We start from the raw sequence: 20,200 nt of genomic DNA, 5'->3' as shown, positions 1-20,200 counted from the left end.
GATTACATGCAAAAAACTACAATAAAAATAGGTATAAGCGCCTGCTTAGCAGGCGAAAAAGTCAGATTTGATACAGGTCACAAAAGGTCAAACTTTTGTATGGACGAACTTGCAAAGCATGTTGAATATACACGCTTTTGTCCTGAGGTTGCGGTTGGCTTACCAATACCTCGACCTACAATTCGCCAAGTTCGAGTTGGTGACACTATTAAAGTCTGCCGTCCTGACGGCTCTGGCGACGTAGGTCCGCAGTTAACTGAATACGGTAAAAAGGTAGCGACTGAGCAGGCTAAAGAGTTGAGTGGTTTTGTATTTTGCGCCAAAAGTCCAAGTTGCGGCATGGAGCGTATAAAAATATACAATGAGGCTGGTACAGGTAACACCTCAGAGGGCGTTGGTTTTTTTGCCGAACAAATTATGAAGCATAATCCGCTGTTACCTTGCGAGGAAAATGGCAGATTGAACGATATGCACTTACGTGAAAACTTTGTAATGCGCGTATATGTTTTAAATAGCTGGCAGCAGCTTGTAAAAGAGCCGTTAAGTGTTCACCACCTAACTCAATTTCATGCCAAGCATAAGTATTTATTAATGGCTCACAACTATCAAGCGTATCGAGAACTTGGTAAATTGCTTGGAACTTATACAGGTGACGACATAAATGCGTTGGCTGATGAATACATTTTAGGCTTAATGACAGGGCTTAAAAAACCTGCATCACGCCGTAATAATTGCAACACATTAATGCACTTACAAGGTTACTTTAAAAAAGACTTAGCTAAGGTTGAAAAACAAGAACTGCGTGAAGCAATAGACGAGTATCGCTCTGGTTTAGTGCCGCTTTATGTACCTCTTACTTTACTTAAGCACCACCTAAAAGTTCACCCTAAAGAGTACCTAGAAAAACAGGTGTTTTTTAATCCCTATCCTCATGACTTAAAACTACGATTTGGTATTTAATGAATACATTATTTTGGTTTAGGCGCGATTTGCGCCTTTTTTCGAATGAAGCGTTAATAGAAGCGCTAAATAATGGCGCTAAACACGCCATTTTTTTTGTTTGCGAAAAGCAGTGGCAACAGCACCAAGCAGCGCCCATACAAATTGATTTGCTTAATCGACGTGTTGCTTATTTACAAGACCAACTTGCCAATTATGGTATAACGCTTCATGTAATTAATGCCCCTAGTTTCGACGACTGTGAAACTGAATTACTTTCGTTTTGTGAAACTAACAACATTGAGCACATTATTGCTAATACAGAATACGAATTAAACGAGGTTAATCGCGACAAGGCCGTTCTAGCACAGTGTGACAAACGTTCTATTACTTTTACGTTATATGAAGGGGATTTAATTGCGCCTGTTGGTAGCGTTAAAAACCAAAGTAATGAAATGTATAAAGTATTCACACCATTTAAACGCGCATGGTTAAAGCAATATCAAGACACCCACTTTAGCTTGGCACAATGGCCACTAGAACAAAACCCTATAAAAATTGAAAAAAGCCAGTACCTTGAAAGCGATGGTAGTTCGGATAAATGGCCCGTTGATGATGAAACGCTTTTAACCGTTGTTGATAATTTTATTTGCGATAAGTTAACAAGCTACGACGATCAGCGTGACATCCCCAGTGTTAAAGGTACATCGGGTTTGAGCCCATATTTAGCGCTGGGTATAGTTAGCCCAAAACAATTATTGATCAATATACAGCAACGTTACCCCGACATACTCACCACATCAAAAAGTAAAACATTTACGTGGGTTAACGAGCTAATTTGGCGTGAGTTTTACAGGCATCTTATTGCAGAGTACCCTAAGCTTTCGCGTGGTGAAAACTTTAACGAGAAATATAATCCGGTTGTATGGCGCAAAAACGAAAAAGAATTTAACGCATGGACCGAAGGGCGTACGGGTTACCCATTAGTAGATGCAGCCATGTTACAACTAAAGCAAACTGGATGGATGCATAACCGTTTACGAATGGTAGTAGCCAGCTTTTTAACCAAACACTTATTAATTGACTGGCGTGAGGGTGAGCGATTTTTTATGCAGCACCTTATTGATGGTGATTTAGCCTCAAATAATGGTGGCTGGCAATGGGCTGCAAGTACAGGCTGTGATGCGCAACCGTATTTTAGAATTTTTAACCCTGTTACCCAAAGTGAGCGATTTGATCCGACAGGTAAGTTTATACGTAAGTATTTGCCTGAGCTTGAAAATGTGCCAGATAAACACATTCATTTCCCACATACTTACTTAGCTGCAACAGGCAAAGGAAGTGAATGTTATTGGCCAGCAATTGTTGATCACAAAGCTGCACGTGAACGTGCGCTCGCTGCATTTAAGGTATGATATGGATAACCAGTTACCAGTAGATAAATTTGTTGATATTTACCAGCAACTCAATAGTTCTAACTTGGATTTATTAAGTGATATTTATGCCGACAACATTCAATTTATTGATCCAATGCACGAAATTAACGGCATAGTAAGTTTGCGAGACTATTTTGCAAATTTATATAGCAACGTTAAGCACTGTCAGTTTGATATTACAGATTCGTTTGGTATTAATAACAATGCATTTGTCTATTGGACAATGCATTATTCACATCCCAAGCTGGCCTCTGGTAAAACCATATCTGTGCAGGGGCACAGTAAATTAATTTTTGATAATGAAAAAATTATTAAGCACCGTGATTACTTCAATGTCGGCGAACTACTCTACAAACACATCCCTATATTAGGCAGTGTGGTTAATTACATTGATAAAAGGGCGGGTTAATTATGGTTACCTTAATAACAGGCGCGACGTCAGGTATTGGCGAGCAATTAGCAATTAAATATGCACAAATGGGTGACACTGTTATTGCATGTGGCCGTAATACAGAAAAATTAGCGGAGCTTTCACAACACAACAATATTGAAAGTTGTAAGTTTGACGCAACAAACTTAAAGGATATCAAAGAAGCAACGATTGGGTACCCTCACTTTGACCGCGTTATTCTAAATGCAGGCAATTGTGAATACATAGACGATGCGAAAAACTTTGACAGTGCCCTGTTTGAACGAGTAATTAATGCCAATTTACTGTCGGTAGGCTTTTGCCTAGAGGCGTTGCTTCCCAAAGTTAAAAGTGGCGGCCAGTTAGTTGTTGTTAGTTCAAGCGTTACATACTTGCCCTTGCCCCGTTCTGAGGCTTATGGCGCGTCAAAAGCAGGCTTGAGTTATTTGGCTAAAAGCCTAGCGGTTGATTTGACCGACATAGATGTAACGTTAGTTCATCCTGGATTTGTTAAAACACCTCTAACAGAAAAAAATGATTTTCCTATGCCTATGGCAGTGACCGCTGAAGAAGCGGCTGATTATATGATCAAAGGAATAAACAAGCGACGTAAAGAAGTACATTTTCCGTATCGTTTTACGCTTATATTAAAAGCATTGCGGATTTTACCTTTACCGCTTTGGCTTAAAATAGCAAAAGGATTAACCCGTTGAAAAAAATAGCAATAATTGGAACTGGTGTATCAGGTTTAACCTGTGGGCATTTGCTTCACAAACACTACGATGTCACTTTATTTGAAAAAAACGATTATATTGGCGGGCACACTGCGACAGTTGACGTAGCTGTTAAGGGCGTTAATTACGCAGTGGATACCGGCTTTATTGTTTTTAATAACAGAACCTACCCTTACTTTGAAAAGCTACTTGCTCGCATTGGCATAAAAAAGCAAGAAACCCAAATGAGTTTCAGTGTTCATAATGAGGCAACAGGCTTTGAGTACAATGGCCATACCTTCACCAGTTTGTTTGCACAAAGAAGAAATATTTTTAGGCCTAAATTTTGGCGCTTGTTATCTGACATAGTTAAATTTAACAAACTATGCAAAGCCATACACGAAAAAGGCGAATACCAACAATCTCAAACATTGGGCCAGCTTCTTAATGAGAATCAGTTTAATGACTTTTTTAAGTATCATTATATCCTACCCATGGGCGCAGCTATTTGGTCTACTAGTATTAAGGAAATGGAAAATGTAGGTGTAGAGTTTTTTGTAAAATTTTTCTTTAATCATGGCCTTTTAGATATCACAAATAGACCTCAGTGGTATGTTGTGCCTGGTGGTTCACGCCAATACATTAATCCATTAATAAAAGGGTTTGCTGATAAAATAAAGCTAAACACTGATATTAAATCGGTAATTCGTGCAAATGACGAAGTAACCATTGAACTTTCCAATGGTGAGCAGCATATATTTGATAAGGTGGTTTTTGCATGCCACTCAGATCAAGCACTTAAATTACTTGGTGATGCAACAAGCCAAGAAAAATCTGTACTTGGTGCAATCCCATACACTGAGAACTCTGTTGTGCTTCACACAGATACAAATCTACTACCTGACAGAAAAGCTGCTTGGGCTAGTTGGAACTATTTATTAAACAAAAACACCGACAAAGCAGCTGTTGTTACTTATCAAATGAATATATTGCAAGGTATTCAATCAGATACTCAGTTTTGTGTTACGTTAAACCACCTTGAAGGGATAGATAAAAGCAAAATATTGCGTGAATTCACTTATCATCATCCTGTTTTCAATAAAGACTCCATCGCTGCGCAAGGGCTTAAACAAACTATCGATGGTCAAAATAATAGTTATTTTTGTGGTGCCTATTGGTACAACGGTTTCCATGAAGATGGTGTGCGCAGTGGTGTCGATGTGGCAAGGCAGTTAGGGGTTGAGTTTGACTAGTGCTGTTTATTTAGGCGATGTTAAGCATCGCCGTTTTGCTGTTAAGACTCATCATTTTAGTAATCCACTGTATATGATGTGGGTTGACCTCAATAATCCAGAGCAATTGAATAATAAGCATAAATGGTTAGGTACGTCTGGTTCAAAAGCATTAAAATTTAACGAATCAGACTATTTTGTTAATAGTCCCCATAATAATGATGCTTCAATCATTGAACGTGCAAATCATCAGTTATTATCGCTTGGTGTAACAGAGACTTTTAGCCACGTTTACATGCTTGGACAGCTTCGTTGCTTTGGTATTTACTTTAGCCCAGTAAACTTCTTTTTTTATGGTAATAGTGACAGTGAATTTAATTACATGGTCGCTGAGGTTAGTAATACACCATGGAATGAGCGACACTACTACTTGATACCTCTAGAGAAAAAAGTGAACTTTAAAAAAGTATTTTCCGTATCACCTTTTATGAATCTTGATATGAACTATCACTGGACAATCAGGTTAACGCAAGATAAAACGTTGATTCATATTGAAAATAAGCGGGATGGAGAGTTGCTATTTGATGCTACTCTTCGATTAACCCGCAAAGAACTGACTGAAAAAGAAATGAGTCAGTTGTTAAAGCGTTTCCCAGCAATGACGTGGACAATATTTAAAGGTATTTATTACCAAGCGTTGAAGCTGTTTATAAAAAGAGTGCCTTTTTTAGGCCATTCTTAAAAGTCACAAATTACATACAAGCAGTAATAAAAATAACATAGGTGTTCTAATGGAAAAAGTGTCTAGCTTAAATTGCGAACAAAACACAGGCTGGTTTACAGGGCTTTATAAAAAATTAGTATTTAAAGCATTTTCTTCAATAGAAACAGGGCAAATCACAGTGATTGATGAAGATCTGCAGCTTGTTTTTGGAGATGCATCATCTGATTTAAAAGTAACGGTAACAATTCACGACAAAGCGATGTATAAGGCATTTGCGCTGTCTGGCAGTGTTGGTGCAGGCGAATCTTACATTTTAGGTCAATGGAGTTGTGACAATCTAACGCGACTAATTGAATTGTTTGCCATAAATGAGAAGCAGCTGGATGAATTTGAAAGAAAATTCGCATTTTTCAGTAATATTGCTAACAGGTTGACTCATTTAAAAAACAAAAATTCTCAGTCGGGATCCAAGAAAAATATAGTTGCTCATTATGATTTAGGTAACGATTTATATGAGTCGTTTTTAAGTAAGGAGATGCTTTACTCGTGTGCAGTATATCCCTCAAAAGATGCCAGTTTAGAAGATGCTCAGCAACACAAGCTAAAGCGTATTTGTGAACAAGTTGAATTGAAAGCCGGTGACTCAGTAATAGAGATTGGTACAGGGTGGGGGGCATTTGCCATTTTTGCGGCAACGCATTATGACTGCCAAGTAACGACTACAACGATATCTGATGAGCAATACGATTATGTCGCTCAAAAAGTTAAAGAGCTAGGCTTAGAAAATAAAATAACGCTCCTTAAACTCGACTATCGGTTGCTGACAGGCAAATACGACAAATTAGTGTCAATTGAAATGATTGAGGCGGTGGGCCACGAATATCTACCTAGCTTCTTTACGCAATGTGGGTCCTTGCTAAAGGACGATGGCGCAATGTTGATACAAGCAATCACCATTAGCGATCAGCGTTATAAGCACTACCTTAAAAATTCAGATTTTATCCAGCAGTATATTTTCCCAGGTGGGTGTTTACCCTCATTAAACGAAATGAGTGAGCAAATTAAGAATAACACCGATATGGTCATTCATACTGTTAGTGATATTGGAACGCATTACGCAAGAACGTTAGCTGATTGGCGTGAGCGCTTTATCAAGAGTTGGCCAGACCTAGACCGCTCAAAATTTGATGACCGCTTTTATAGGCTATGGTTATTTTATTTTGCGTACTGTGAAGGTGCATTTAGAACCCGTGCAACCAGTACCGTACATTTAATGGCGCGTAAACCTCGCTTTAGTAGCAGTGTAGATGAAATTGCACTCGCTTATTAATTTTGTTTTGTTTCAAGCAGTGTGGTTTTTATCATTACTGCTTGAAGGAAAATCAATTTTATTTAGTTCGATTATTATTGTTTTAATGTTTTATTTATCAAAACAAAAAAAACAAGACGCATTACTCTTACTGAAAGCACTCCCAATTGCATTATTGCTCGAATATATTTCTGTAGAGCTTGGCTTACTTGCGTTCAAGGTCGATCCATTTCCTTTGTGGTTGGTTTTTCTATGGGCCGCACTACTACTATCATTAAACACATCGATGCACTTTTTGAGTCGTTTAAAATTTTGGCAAGTTTTTGTTGTTTGTTTGGTTTTTGCACCTGCTAGTTATTGGGCGGGGGCACGATTTAACGTAATTGATTTAGGGTTACCCCTTTGGCAATTTTGGTTAGCCTACGGTGCGATGTGGTCAGCAGCCTTTACGCTCATTGTACTTATAAATCAAAAAATAAAGTCGATAATACCTCCTACTTGAGGCCGATTTACCTAGTTAATTTTTTATTTAAATAAGGACTTTAATGTTGAAAGCACTCATTAATACAACTTTGCTGTACCTATTATTATGTACTTCTGCTTTTGCTAATGATGAATTTAGCAAAGTGGGTGAGGGTAGAATGGAGTATTTGTTTTGGGATGTATACGACGCCACCTTATATACTCCTTCTGGCGATTATGCCTTGGGTGAACACCCTGTCAAATTTAAGCTTACCTACTTACGTGATTTTGAAGCCAAAGAAATTGTAAAAGCAACTAATGAGCAGTGGGAGTTAATTGGTAAGGAAGATTTAGTTAATAAATACGATAAGCAGCTTTTATCGCTTTGGCCAAACATAAGCAAAGGCGACTCTTTAACCTTGATTACAGACGAACAAGGCAAAAGTACTTTTTTCTTTAACGATGAAAAAGTAGGTGTAATTGATGATATTGCCTTTTCGAGTGATTTTTTAGCTATTTGGTTAGCTGAAAATACGTCTGAACCGGCTTTAAGAAAAAAACTATTAGGGAATTAAAATGACTATTAATAACGCGTTAAAAATGACTTTTGTGTGCGTACTTGCGCTCCTTTTAGTTAGCTGCTCTGCACCTAGCGTTGAGCATTACAGTAAAACAACCCCCAATTTTGACTTTAAAACGTTCTTTAGCGGTAAATTAAAAGCCTACGGCGTAGTGCAAGACTTTAAAGGTGAATTAACCCGTAAGTTAGTGGTTGACATGAACGCTACGTGGGAGGGCAACCAGGGCGTTATAGAAGAAGATTTTGTGTATGATGATGGTGAAACACAAAAACGCATCTGGAAAATAACTCTTAACGATGATAACACTCTTACAGGCACTGCTGCTGACGTTCTTGGTGTAGCAAAAGGTAAGAGTGATGGCAGTGTATTTCATTGGAATTATAACGTTGAGCTTCCGTATGACGGGAGTACTTTAGACGTTAATTTTGATGACTGGATGTATTTGGTAACACAATCACGCTTGATTAACCGCACATCTATTGTTAAGTTTGGTGTCGAGGTCGGGGAAGTGACCTTAGTTATCGAAAAAATATAGTTTTTACACGTTGATGAACACGCACCAAAATTGTACAAAAATTAAGTCTTTGTTAACACAAGATGCTGTATTTTAGCGGAAATTAATATAATTTTATGTGTTTTATAAGATTTTAACTAAAAATTGCAATTTGCTGTTGCTAACTTTTAAAAAATACATAAAGATAGGTTTTGCGAAGGCAAAATAATAACGAATAGGAATCTAACAATGAATAAAGCTCAATTAGTTGAAAAAATTGCTACTGACGCGGAAATTTCTAAAGCCGCTGCTACCCGTGCGCTAGACGCATTTACTGGTGCTGTAACTTCTGCACTTAAAGAAGGTGATTCAGTAGCATTAGTTGGTTTTGGTACTTTCTCAGTAAAAGAACGTGCAGCACGCACTGGCCGTAACCCTCAAACGGGTGCTGAGATCCAAATCGCAGCGGCAACTATCCCAAGCTTTAAAGCAGGCAAAGGTCTTAAAGACCAAGTAAACCTATAATCGGTTTTACAAATTAATTGAAAAAAGGGCTATTAAGCCCTTTTTTTATATTCTAAAAGCCGTATTGAAACGGCTCCGTATCAGTAAAGTTAGGCTTTTAAGGCTTTATCGCCTCTGCCAATTCCAACTGCACCTGAACGCACAACTTCTATGATGTCTGTTTCGTGGCGTAACGTATCTAAAAATGATTCTATTTTATCTGTGCTGCTTACAAGTTGTAAGCTATAACTCTGACGCCCCATATCTAAAATATCACCTTTAAACACATCGACCACTCGCGTTACCGCTGCACGCGTTGTTTCATCTTGTGCAAATACTTTTACGAGGAGTAGTTCGCGTTCAATGTGGCTCATTTCAGTTAAATCAATAATTTTTAGAACATCAACTAGCTTATTTACTTGCTTGGTAATTTGTTCAACAATTCGGTCATCACCCATTGTTGTTATCGTAATACGAGACAAAGATTGATCGTCAGTGGTACCCACTGTTAGGCTATCAATGTTGTATGCCCGTTGCGAAAATAACCCTACGATACGAGATAGTGCACCGGGTTCGTTTTCTAATAATATCGATAAAATACGACGCATTATGCTTTTACTCCTTTACGTAACCACATTTCGTCAATGCCACCTAATTTAATTTGCATTGGGTATACATGCTCTTTCTCGTCTACAAGTATATCTAAAAATACGAGTCGATCAGTTATGCTCATTGCTTTATCAATAGCGGGTTGAAGCTCTTCAAGCGTGTTTACCTGAATGCCAACGTGGCCATAGCTTTCAACTAATTTTATAAAGTCAGGCAACGAGTCCATATACGAGGAAGAATGACGTCCGCCATACACCATATCTTGCCATTGACGAACCATTCCTAATGAACGGTTATTGAGAGAAACCACTTTAACCGCTAAGTTGTACTGTAAGCACGTAGAAAGTTCTTGAATATTCATCTGAATAGAGCCATCGCCTGTTACACATACCGACTCTTTATCAGGAAATGCAAGCTTAACACCCATAGCGGCGGGTAAACCAAAGCCCATAGTGCCTAGGCCACCAGAGTTTATCCATTGGCGAGGGTATTTAAATGGGTAATATTGTGCTGCAAACATTTGGTGTTGCCCAACATCAGAACTTATGTAAGCTTCTCCTTCAGTTGCTTTATAAAGGGCCTCAATAACGGCTTGAGGTTTAATTTTTTCAGATGGTTGTTGTTTATATCCCAAACATTTTTGTTCACGCCAGCTAATAATTTGTCGCCACCAATCCTCTTGTGCACTGCGATCTATTTGGATTGTGCTTTTATCTATGCCATCTTGTAGTTGTTTAAGTACCGTGTCTAAACAGCCTACAACAGGGATATGTGCTTTAATGGTTTTAGAAATCGAGGTTGGATCTACATCAACATGAACAATAGTGGCGTTAGGGCAGAACTTTTTAACATTATTTGTCACCCGATCATCAAAGCGGGCACCCAATGCGAGTATAACGTCGGCGTTAGCCATCGCTTTGTTTGCTTCTAAAGTACCATGCATCCCTAGCATACCAATAAAATTAGGGTGGACTCCTGATATACCACCAAGCCCCATTAGGGTGTTAGTTATGGGCGCATTTAATGATTCTACTAATCGAGTTAATTGCTCAGATGTGTTTGAAATAATAATCCCGCCACCAGAGTATATAACTAGCTTTTTAGCTTCCAAAATAGCAGCCACTGCTTTTCTAATTTGTTTTGAGTGGCCTTTTGTATTTGGGCTATATGTTCGAAGCTCAGTTGTTGTAGGAAAGTCGTATTCAAATTTGATTGTCGGATTTAGCATATCTTTTGGTAGCTCAACTACAACAGGGCCAGGGCGGCCAGTGCTTGCAATATAAAACGCTTTTGCCAAAATAGCTGGAATTTCTTGCGCGCTTCTGCAGTTAAAACTGTGTTTTACAATTGGGCGAGAGCAGCCAACGATGTCTGTTTCTTGGAAGGCGTCGTCACCAATTAAACTAGTGGGTACTTGTCCTGATAATACAACCATTGGAATAGAGTCCATATAAGCGGTTGCAATACCCGTAATACAATTTGTTGCACCAGGGCCTGAGGTAGCAAGAACGACACCGACTTCTCCGGTAGCACGTGCATAACCGTCAGCCATGTGTGTTGCCGCTTGCTCATGCCTAACTAAGATGTGTTCAATGTCATTTTGTTGAAAAAGTGCATCGTATAAATCTAATACCGAGCCACCAGGGTAGCCAAATATATATTTTACTTTTAATTCTTTTAATGCCTGAACGACTAGTTCAGAGCCATTATACTCTTGTTTGCTCATCCTCATTCCTCTGCGCTTTTTGTGCATAAAAAAACCCCCGCTTAAAGCGAGGGTTTTTAAAAAGCAGTATTACCTTTTAATACATCCCCGCTGGGCTTATTACTAAGACCAGTACGAGAACGACTAGAAGATTAAATTGTGTTTTCATAGTTATTTACTCTACTTAGCAAAACACTGCTTTGATGTGAAATTTTGTATAGAGCTATTTTTAAGTGTTTTAGGTGTGTATGTCAACCTTGAATGTGTATTTTTGCATTTTAAATTCATTTGCTGGGTCTTTTTGGCTTTTTAATGCTTTATTTGAATGGTATTTAAAGGTTTTAAGGAGATAATATGCAATTTGTTTGTTTTCATTTACTTGCTGTTGTTTTGGGCTTAAGCAAAAATAGGTTGCTAGCATATACTTTAAGCTAGTTTATAACCTGTTTAAATGATTGTTATTAGGTATGATGTGTCTAACAATCTGTTTGAGGAACACACAGTGAACAAAATAGCGTTACTTACTTTTTTTACTATGTTTTTTAGCACTATCGCTACTGCTAAAGCACCGACTCCGCACGATTTAGGGGTGACTAACAAAGAACGTATTTTGTATTGGCTTAATAAAAAAGAGGGTTTAACTCCCGATGAGTTAGAAGCTTCTTATAATGAATTCATCAGTAATCAATCACCACTGCAACTGCCGTTAAAAAATGGGTTTCGTCAATCATCAGGCATATCATCGTATAACTCGTTACAAAATAAGGCCTTGTTTAAACAACAACCGAGTTTTTCAACAGGCTTAGTTCCTGATGAGCGAGTAAATACAGTTAAAGTGCTAACTATTTTAATTGATTTTCCTAACTTAAAACACGACAAAAACCAGTTAACTCCTCAAGATACAGGCATGTTTTATGCCGATTACTCAGCCGAACATTACCAGCAGATGTTGTTTAATTCGAGCGGATATGAAGGTCCTAATGGAGAGACTCTTTTGTCTGCGGCTGAGTATTATGCAGCTGCTTCGGGCAACAGCTTAAATTTTGAAGGGCAAGTTTACGGGTGGGTAACTGCAAATAATAATGCTAAATTTTACGGTGAACGTTTAGGCTCCACCCGAGATAAAGACGCTCCAAGCCTAGTGCAAGAAGCTGTGGAAAAAGCGGTTGCCCAATTTAATATTAATTTAGCAGACTATGATTTAACCGACCTTGATGACATAGACGGTGACGGTATTACCGATGAGCCAAATGGGATAATCGATCATGTTATGATTTTTCATTCTAGTATTGGTGAAGAGTCGGGCGGTGGTTATTTAGCCACTGATGCTATTTGGTCACATCGCTTTTATGTTTTAGACGAAAATAGTCAACCTTCTGAAGTTGTTGGTAGTGACATTAAGCTATTTGGTTACACAATAAATCCTATTGATGCAGCCATTGGTGTTGTTGTTCATGAGTTTGGACACGATTTAGGTTTAAAGGATGAATATGATTTACAGTCTAATACGGTTGGTGAACCCGTTGCTTCATGGTCTGTTATGTCATCAGGTACGTGGGCGGGTTCTCCCAGAGGGTCTGAGCCGGTCATGTTCAGCCCATATGCGCTAGAGTATCTACAAACACGCTACCAAGGTAATTGGGTAAACCAGCTCAGCCTTGATATGGATGAGATTAATACCAATGCTGTGCAAGTGATAAATAATGCAGCAAGTACATCTATATTACAAAGCCAAATAAAGGTTACATTACCACCAAAACTTGAAAAATTTAAAACCCCGGTAGAAGGTGTTTTTCAATATTATTCAAATACTGGCGATAATCTTAATACGAGTTTAGTAAATACCATTAATTTACCAAGTACAACTGAGTCGCTTATGCTGAGCTTTGTTGCCTTTTACAGTATTGAGAAAGATTACGACCTAGTCCAAATAAAGGTTAATGGTATGCCTATTGCTGGCAACTATACACAATCTATAAACCCTTACTATGGCAATATTGGCCCTTATATTACAGGCGATTCATTTTTAAATGCTGATGCGCAACTTCCTAACGGTTATTTAATACACCAATTTGATTTATCTGCTTATGCAGGGCAAACAATAGAGTTGCAAGTACAATACTTAACAGACGCTAATACGCACTATTATGGCTTTGTTATTGACGATATGCGTATTGAGCAAAGTGGTTCATTAATTTGGCAAAATAACGCAGAAACTCAAAGCACTATCACCTTAGCCGGCTTTTCAAAAGTGGGTAGTTATGTATTTGCTAGGCCATCGTATTACTACCTGCAGTTGCGTGACTATTCGGGTGTAGATAGTGGCTTACAAAAAGAAGGTTACTCGCCAGGATTATTACTATGGTATAGCGATGAATCACATACGGATAACAACACAACAGAGCATCCTGGTAGTGGTTTTGCATTGGTTGTTGACGCAGATCAGCGTGCTATCAATAAAGGAGGCACGCAATCGCCAGCAAATACAGCTATTCAGGTACGAGATGCCGCATTCAGTCTTTATGCTCAGCGAGCTGGGCTAGGAGATAATGACTTATCTGCTATTAGTTCTTTTAGCGATAAGACGGACTTCAGCTTTGCACAACAAGCAGAATCGGGTGTTACATTACCACAAGTTGGTTTTGGTTTTACGCTCACAAACCAAGAAAGCAATAATGAAAGCATTGAAATATTATTAAATTATGAGCCATTAAATGGTATTAGTTACTCGCTCTCAGATTTCACAGCTGATTTTAAAGTAGAAGGGTTAACGCTTTCACCATCTGACACGTTTATTTGGGATTTTGGTGACGGAAAAACAAGTTTTGAATTAACCCCCTCGCACGTTTTTGAAGGTTACGGACGCTATGATGTTAAATTTACAGCAAGTAACGGCAACGATGAGCAGACAGCAACAACGACAGTAACCATTGTTGCTCCCCTGAGTATCACTGCAATTGATTACGAAATAACACAAGGGCTATTAACAGCACAAGCTGACGTTGAAGGAGGGTTAGCGCCGTACAGTTACCAGTGGAATTTAGGCGATGGCAGTTCGTTAGCATCACAAAGCGTTTCACATAACTATTTATACTCGGGTGATTATTCAGTGTCGTTTACCGTGACTGATGACCAAGGGGTGTCGGTATCTCAAAACGTAAATGTAAACGTTAATGTTCCACTAGCAGTTAATACCTCTTTTTCAACGAATAACTTAACGGTTCAATTTAATGCAGATGCGATAGGTGGCTTTAAAAATTATGCTTACAGTTGGGATTTTGGTGACGGCAGCGACCTATCCCAAGTTCAAAACCCACGTCATACGTATCAAAGTGCTGGCAGTTACTCTGTGGCTTTAACCATAACAGACACAAATACGGGTGAGGTTATCAGTGCTAACTTGTCGGTAAGCGTAGCACAGCCAGAAAATAATAATGGTACAAGCTCTAGTGGAGGGGCGCTTGGGGGGTTATTAGTTTTAATGTTGTTAATTTCAATTAGGTCAAAACGTTTTTAAACGGCATAAAAAAGCCAGCATTAAACGCTGGCTTTTTTGAACGTCCTATTAAATTACAGACGGTCAATCACTGATTGTGTGAAATCAGTTGTTCCGTGGCTGCCACCTAAATCACGTGTAGTGCGGTCACCTGATTTGATTACATCAGCAACGGCGCTGCGTATACGCTCTGCTGTGTCACCCATATTTAAGTGCTCTAGCATTTGAATAGACGCTAAAATTACCGAAGTAGGATTTGCTAGGTTTTTACCTGCGATATCTGGCGCGCTACCGTGCACAGCTTCAAAAATTGCAGCATCTTCGCCAATATTTGCACCTGGTGCCATACCTAAACCGCCCACTAAGCCAGCACATAGGTCTGATAAAATGTCACCAAATAAGTTTGTAGTTACAACTACATCAAATTCTTCAGGTGTCATTACAAGCTTCATACATGTTGCATCAACAATCATTTCTGTTGATTCAATTTGTGGGTAACGCTCAGCTACTTCACGAGCAACTTTTAAAAATAAGCCAGACGTAGACTTTAAAATATTTGCTTTGTGAACAGCGGTTACTTTTTTACGGCCTTCACGCACTGCAAGTTCATAAGCAAATGTTACGATTTTTTCAGCACCTTCACGTGTTATTACTGATTTTGCTTCAGCTTCATTGCCATCTTCACTCACTACTTGGCCTGCACCTGAGTACATGCCTTGTGTGTTTTCACGAATAGTGATGATGTCAATATCATCGTAACGAGCTTTAGTGCCCACAAATGATTTTACAGGGCGAACGTTTGCGTATAACCCAAATTGCTTACGAAGTGTTACGTTGATAGACGTAAAACCTTCACCTACAGGCGTAGTTAACGGACCCTTAAGTGTAATTTTGTTTTTAGCAATGGTATCGATCGTTTCTTGTGGAAGTAACTCACCTGTTTTCTCAAGAGCGGCTAGGCCAGCATCAACAAATTCATAATCAAAATCGCATCCTGCGGCTTTTAGTATTTCAAGTGCTGAGTCGATGATGCTCGGACCGATGCCGTCGCCTTTGATCACTGTGATGGTTTGTTTGGCCATTAACGTTTCCTTTAAAGAGTTTGATGTGCACATAAAAAAATTACTCTAAAAGAGTAACTGCTTGTTAGGTCATTTATGTGAATGATTGAAAATTTTAAGGGCGCATTTATACCAATTTACCACTTATTTTGCCAGTTTATAGAATAAATAATGGGTATAACTTCTATTTATAGTGGTAATAAACGAACTAAATATTGTTATATATTTGTAAACCCGCTAATTGGGCGTAAAAAGGTCGCTCATCATCCCAGCCATTTAGTCTTAGTTGCTCACTCAGAGTTTGCTGTTGCCATGGGGTTAATTTTAGCTCAGGTTTGAAAACCCGTTGTGCAATCACTTTTAAAGCAACCCATAGCTTATGCTCATTTGTTAGCTGTTTTTTTGCTGTTTGCTCTGCCTGTAACAACGTGTTTGCCCAAGGGTTATCGCTTAGTAATTGCAAAAGCAATGCTTTTACATGCTCATTATTAATATTAGATACACCAAAAAATGCACTAAATGGAGTGCTTAACGTTTTGTTTGGCGCTTCATCGATAGCTATTTTTCGTGTTAAGCGAGTACTGCATTGGGTTAACAAAAAATGAGTATATGCGTACAAAGGTAAAGTGATGTGCTCAAATTGGTACTGCTTATTGTGTGTTACCAATAAAGCCATTATTTTTACCAAACAGTCTAGTCGATTTAATATAAACTTTTGTAGTGGGTGGGGTGTTGAATTAACCAATTGCTCAAATACGACGCGCTGAATAATAGCAGGCGCATTATTGTATCCAACCATAGACAAGCTATGGCGCAGATCTTTAGCTGCTTGATGTTCTTTATTATAAGGTTTAACGGCTTCACACACTCGCGTAACAATCTCGGGATGATGAGCCATTATTTTATTTAAACCTTTAAAACTATATTCATGGTTAACTTTAATTTGGCTTATTAACTCAATTAGTTGGTTTGATTTATTTAAACAGCCTTGCTCGTTAATAGTAATATGTTCGCTGTTCCATACACTGTATAGAAGCTTTTTATCTGCACATTTCCATTGTTTGGGGTTGTCTTTTAATGTCGCTTTTACTCTAAACCAAGCTAATTTTTGTTTATTTGCAGGGGTAACTAATATATGCCTGTTTTGTTTATCGGTCGCTAGATAAATCATATTTTGATCTTGATACACAACTCGGCTACCAGCCAAAAATGCCCCTACGTGGGCAACGTAAGATTTAATTAAATGTTGTGCAAAAATATTTGGCGTGCGTAAATATAAATCGGACAAGGCCTGATAAAAGCTTATGTGCTTTTTAGCAGGGGTATGGGTTATATTCATTGCTATTATATTAGCGAGTGCAACAAGCGTAATTCCACCATCGTAGAGCATTATCTTTGGTGTATTTACGAGAGCTTGCTTATATTTATTTAGTTTTGCGAGTATATGTGTAATCGGTGCAGCGCTATTGCCACAGCTTAACATTATTTTTGCTGCAAATTGATGACGCAGCTGCCAAATCTTTTTATCGTTAGCACTAAATTCAGATTGTTCAGCTAGCTTGTTTAGTTGCGAGCAGACACACAAATGCTCCACAAGTGCGGCGTTTATGTAAAGTTCGGTTAGTTTTTTGTCGTAATTTTGGCTAGCACATAAGCTTGCAGTAATGACACACTGGCTTATCACTAAATTAGCTGAATAGCTGTAGTGGGAATTAAATAACGTTAATTTGGATAGTAGTGCATTAGGGCAGTGTTCGTATAAGACTCTATACTGTTCGGCTAATTTACAGGCCATAGGGTATAAGGCTTGCCAATGGTCTTTATTATTATAGCCAATTAAAAAACGCTGCGTATTTTCGTGCAGTTGTTTTAAACGATTTGCAAGGGGCTCATCCATTATGCCTTCACCTAATTTCTTCCTGATATTTACTGTATGCACTTGGTCCCCATAAAATTAGCTGGCCATTTTTAAATAATAAGCCCGTGCATTCATCCATCGTTGTTATACCGTCTGACGTAATATGCTGCGTGCGATAAAAAATAATTTGTAATACTTGTTCATTATCGCGCTTGGCAAATGTTAAGTCTGGGCTACCAAGGTAATCAAGTACGGTGTTGAGTGTAGTTTGAGAATCTAGCGAAAGCTTTTCAATGTAGCGCTTATTAAATGATTCTCGATCTTGCCAAATCATTGCTTGTGGATCGTCTTTGTAAAAAGCAATCACTAAGGTTGCAATGAGCGCGTATAGCCCCAACCCTAAAATTAAATACCGTATAAACTTTTTCAACACTATTTACCTTAAATGCTACCACGGGTATTAGTATACGTTTTGTTATAAATACACGCTATTTACTTGCGACTAATTAAGCCTAAGCTGCTTTAAACTAAACCCTAAATTTATATCTGTTCTTAAACTAACCAATTGTTTAGATATAACGAACATGTCCATATTGGCTTCAAGTTTTTTGCGTAGCGCTGTGTTTAGTAATTCATCACTCAATGCTTCATTTACAGAGGTGTAATTATTAACAAGCTGCTGAGCTGATTTTATACCAACTCCTTTTACACCAGGTATGTCATTCGTTTTATCGCCTGCAAGTGCCCAAAAATCGACGAGTTTATTTTTTTCTACACCAAAGCGCTCTTCCATTGTGGGTTCATCTAAATACTGCCTTTTAAAATAATCATAAATCTGTATTTCATTGTTTAAATACGGTAAAAATCCCTTGTCAGTAGATACAATCGTATTCATTATTTTTTTATCAGCGGCTTTGCAAGCAAGCGTAGCAATAATATCATCAGCTTCATCATTTATTGGTTCAAACACAATAATACCGGTTTCCTCAATTGCTGATTTAAAATGATATAACGCACCTTTTAGTGTTTCGGGCATCGGGGCTCTTGAGTGTTTGTAATGTTCATAAAAGTGATAGCGCCAACTTTTATCTCCGTCAAACACTGCAATTGCATGCGTTGCTTGCGTTATGCGAAGCAGTTTTTTGCATGCTTGAGCTACACGCTCACTGCACGTAAGTATTAATTGCTCTTCGTTGTTGTGTTTTTGGTTTACATCAACTGCATAAATGCGCCTAATTAAATTAAGCGCATCAATTAATAATAAATGAGGTTTCAAACTATATGACTCATGCTTTTATTTTGTAACACGGAGTATACTTACTACCAGGTAATTTCATGCGGCCTTGGTCAACAAAGGCTTGTAAAAGTACATCCATATCTTGCATTAATGCAGGTTCACCATTGAGAGTATAAGGTCCATGTTGTTTAATGGCGCTTACTCCCTCATCTTTAACATTACCGGCAACAATACCTGAAAATGCACGTCGTAAGTTTGCTGCAAGCTGTTGTTTTGGTTGATCCAAGTGTAAATCTAGGTTTGCCATGTTTTCATGTGTAGGTGCAAAGGGCTGCTGAAAATCGTTATCAATTTTAAGCGTCCAATTAAAATAGTATGCATCGCCTTCACTTTTTCTATACTCGCGAACATTAGCCATTTTAGATTTTAGTTTTTGTCCAACTAAACTGGGATCGTCAATAATAACTTCAAATTTGTCTAGCGCTTCTTTTCCGAGCGTCATTTCAATAAATTCGCACAGTTTTTCAAAGTAATCTTTGCTTTGTTTTGGTCCGGTTAAAATAACGGGTAAGCACTGCTTTTCGTTATCTGGATGCAATAAAATGCCTAATAAATACAGTAGTTCTTCGGCAGTGCCCGCACCGCCTGGAAATATAATAATTGCATGGGCTGTACGTATAAATGCTTCTAACCGTTTTTCTATATCTGGCAATATAACGAGTTCGTTTACTATTGGGTTAGGGGGTTCTGCTGCAATAATGCTGGGCTCTGTTAGCCCTAAATAACGATTGTTTTTAATACGTTGTTTTGCATGGCCTATAGTAGCGCCTTTCATTGGACCTTTCATTGCTCCAGGTCCGCAACCAGTGCAAATATTTAATCCACGCAGGCCCAATTCATAACCTACTTGTTTGGTATACTTATACTCAATTTCGTTTATTGAATGCCCGCCCCAACAAACCACCATATTAGGCTCGCTATTTACACGAAGCGCATGCGCATTTCTAAGCATGTCAAACACCATATGAGTAATGGCTTTTTGTTCTTGCAGATCTTTTTCGTACTTTTGACAAATAAATAAAATATCGCGGATAACTGAAAATATGTGTTCGTGTATACCGGTGATTATTTCACCATCTACAAAGGCAGTTTGAGGTGGGTTTTCAAGCTCAATTTTTATGCCGCGCTCTCGGCTGAGTAAGCGAATGTCAAAGTCTTTATACTTGTCGTATATTTGCGAACTTTCGTCGGTATGGCTGCCTACATTAAGTACCGCTAATACACAATTTCTAAATAACTTATAACGCTCGCTAGTTGAGGATTGTTCTAATAAATCAACCTCTAACTGAGATAGTAAATCTAATACACCAGTTGGGTTTAACTGTATTAACATGGGCGTACTCCTTGCTATTTATGTAAATTACTACTGAGC

Annotated in this window: 19 protein-coding genes; 12 read left to right on the top strand and 7 right to left on the bottom strand. The window is 38.3% G+C overall.

Annotated features, from left to right (window positions below):
* Positions 1 to 6: 6 nt before the first annotated feature.
* The 11 genes from ATS76_RS12050 (at position 7) to ATS76_RS12000 (ending at position 8,823) form a co-directional block, all read left to right on the top strand.
* Positions 7 to 960: a YbgA family protein gene (locus ATS76_RS12050; protein ID WP_058405140.1), complete on the top strand. Its 954-nt coding sequence runs from the start codon at positions 7 to 9 to the stop codon at positions 958 to 960.
* A complete protein-coding gene (gene phrB, locus ATS76_RS12045) occupies positions 960 to 2,354 on the top strand; it encodes a deoxyribodipyrimidine photo-lyase (protein ID WP_058552332.1) in 1,395 nt (464 codons plus the stop codon). The genes ATS76_RS12050 and phrB overlap by 1 nt, the downstream gene beginning before the upstream one ends.
* A gap of 1 nt (position 2,355) precedes the next feature.
* Positions 2,356 to 2,784: a nuclear transport factor 2 family protein gene (locus ATS76_RS12040; protein WP_058405142.1), complete on the top strand. Its 429-nt coding sequence runs from the start codon at positions 2,356 to 2,358 to the stop codon at positions 2,782 to 2,784.
* Between the two features lie 2 nt (positions 2,785 to 2,786).
* Positions 2,787 to 3,497, top strand: a complete 711-nt coding sequence (locus ATS76_RS12035) for an SDR family NAD(P)-dependent oxidoreductase (protein ID WP_058552331.1) — start codon at positions 2,787 to 2,789, stop codon at positions 3,495 to 3,497.
* Positions 3,494 to 4,750: an NAD(P)/FAD-dependent oxidoreductase gene (locus ATS76_RS12030; RefSeq protein WP_058552330.1), complete on the top strand. Its 1,257-nt coding sequence runs from the start codon at positions 3,494 to 3,496 to the stop codon at positions 4,748 to 4,750. The genes ATS76_RS12035 and ATS76_RS12030 overlap by 4 nt, the downstream gene beginning before the upstream one ends.
* Positions 4,743 to 5,471 carry a DUF1365 domain-containing protein gene (locus ATS76_RS12025; RefSeq protein WP_058552329.1) on the top strand — a complete coding sequence of 243 codons (729 nt, stop codon included), beginning with the start codon at positions 4,743 to 4,745 and terminating at the stop codon, positions 5,469 to 5,471. Before ATS76_RS12030 ends, ATS76_RS12025 begins: the two co-directional genes overlap by 8 nt.
* Before the next feature lie 49 nt (positions 5,472 to 5,520).
* Entirely contained in the window at positions 5,521 to 6,783 is a 1,263-nt protein-coding gene (locus ATS76_RS12020; RefSeq protein ID WP_058405146.1) for an SAM-dependent methyltransferase, read from the top strand.
* A complete protein-coding gene (locus tag ATS76_RS12015) occupies positions 6,761 to 7,264 on the top strand; it encodes a DUF2878 domain-containing protein (protein WP_058552328.1) in 504 nt (167 codons plus the stop codon). The genes ATS76_RS12020 and ATS76_RS12015 overlap by 23 nt, the downstream gene beginning before the upstream one ends.
* Before the next feature lie 46 nt (positions 7,265 to 7,310).
* Complete coding sequence (locus ATS76_RS12010; RefSeq protein ID WP_058552393.1) at positions 7,311 to 7,799, top strand: chalcone isomerase family protein; 489 nt, start codon at positions 7,311 to 7,313, stop codon at positions 7,797 to 7,799.
* Between the two features lies 1 nt (position 7,800).
* On the top strand, positions 7,801 to 8,340 hold the full coding sequence (locus ATS76_RS12005) for a DUF3833 domain-containing protein (RefSeq protein ID WP_058405148.1): 540 nt from the start codon (positions 7,801 to 7,803) through the stop codon (positions 8,338 to 8,340).
* A gap of 207 nt (positions 8,341 to 8,547) precedes the next feature.
* Positions 8,548 to 8,823 (top strand): HU family DNA-binding protein, encoded by a 276-nt coding sequence (locus ATS76_RS12000; protein WP_006793424.1) that lies wholly within the window; start codon positions 8,548 to 8,550, stop codon positions 8,821 to 8,823.
* Between the two features lie 89 nt (positions 8,824 to 8,912).
* On the opposite strand, the gene ilvN is transcribed toward ATS76_RS12000, so the two are convergent.
* Together ilvN and ATS76_RS11990 are read right to left on the bottom strand one after the other, a co-directional pair.
* Positions 8,913 to 9,410 carry an acetolactate synthase small subunit gene (gene ilvN / locus ATS76_RS11995; RefSeq protein WP_006793425.1) on the bottom strand — a complete coding sequence of 166 codons (498 nt, stop codon included), beginning with the start codon at positions 9,408 to 9,410 and terminating at the stop codon, positions 8,913 to 8,915.
* Entirely contained in the window at positions 9,410 to 11,137 is a 1,728-nt protein-coding gene (locus ATS76_RS11990) for an acetolactate synthase 3 large subunit (RefSeq protein WP_058405149.1), read from the bottom strand. The genes ilvN and ATS76_RS11990 overlap by 1 nt, the downstream gene beginning before the upstream one ends.
* A 481-nt stretch (positions 11,138 to 11,618) precedes the next feature.
* Here ATS76_RS11990 and ATS76_RS11980 point away from each other — a divergent pair, with 481 nt between their 5' ends.
* On the top strand, positions 11,619 to 14,633 hold the full coding sequence (locus tag ATS76_RS11980) for an immune inhibitor A domain-containing protein (RefSeq protein ID WP_058552326.1): 3,015 nt from the start codon (positions 11,619 to 11,621) through the stop codon (positions 14,631 to 14,633).
* Positions 14,634 to 14,686: 53 nt separating this feature from the next.
* Here ATS76_RS11980 and ATS76_RS11975 read toward each other — a convergent pair whose 3' ends face one another.
* The 5 genes from ATS76_RS11975 to ppnN form a co-directional block, all read right to left on the bottom strand.
* Positions 14,687 to 15,694 (bottom strand): isocitrate dehydrogenase, encoded by a 1,008-nt coding sequence (locus ATS76_RS11975; RefSeq protein WP_006793428.1) that lies wholly within the window; start codon positions 15,692 to 15,694, stop codon positions 14,687 to 14,689.
* A gap of 187 nt (positions 15,695 to 15,881) precedes the next feature.
* A complete protein-coding gene (locus tag ATS76_RS11970) occupies positions 15,882 to 17,570 on the bottom strand; it encodes a hypothetical protein (RefSeq protein WP_058552325.1) in 1,689 nt (562 codons plus the stop codon).
* Positions 17,571 to 17,577: 7 nt separating this feature from the next.
* A complete protein-coding gene (locus ATS76_RS11965; RefSeq protein WP_058405152.1) occupies positions 17,578 to 17,964 on the bottom strand; it encodes a DUF3192 domain-containing protein in 387 nt (128 codons plus the stop codon).
* Between the two features lie 69 nt (positions 17,965 to 18,033).
* Positions 18,034 to 18,807 carry a flap endonuclease Xni gene (gene xni / locus ATS76_RS11960; RefSeq protein ID WP_058552324.1) on the bottom strand — a complete coding sequence of 258 codons (774 nt, stop codon included), beginning with the start codon at positions 18,805 to 18,807 and terminating at the stop codon, positions 18,034 to 18,036.
* 10 nt (positions 18,808 to 18,817) lie between these two features.
* On the bottom strand, positions 18,818 to 20,161 hold the full coding sequence (gene ppnN, locus ATS76_RS11955) for a nucleotide 5'-monophosphate nucleosidase PpnN (RefSeq protein ID WP_058552323.1): 1,344 nt from the start codon (positions 20,159 to 20,161) through the stop codon (positions 18,818 to 18,820).
* Positions 20,162 to 20,200: the final 39 nt, after the last annotated feature.

It is taken from the genome of Pseudoalteromonas sp. 10-33 (assembly GCF_001469195.1).
Lineage (GTDB): Bacteria > Pseudomonadota > Gammaproteobacteria > Enterobacterales > Alteromonadaceae > Pseudoalteromonas.
Note: the sequence above shows the minus strand (reverse complement) of the source record. Positions and strands in the feature narration are given on the sequence as shown.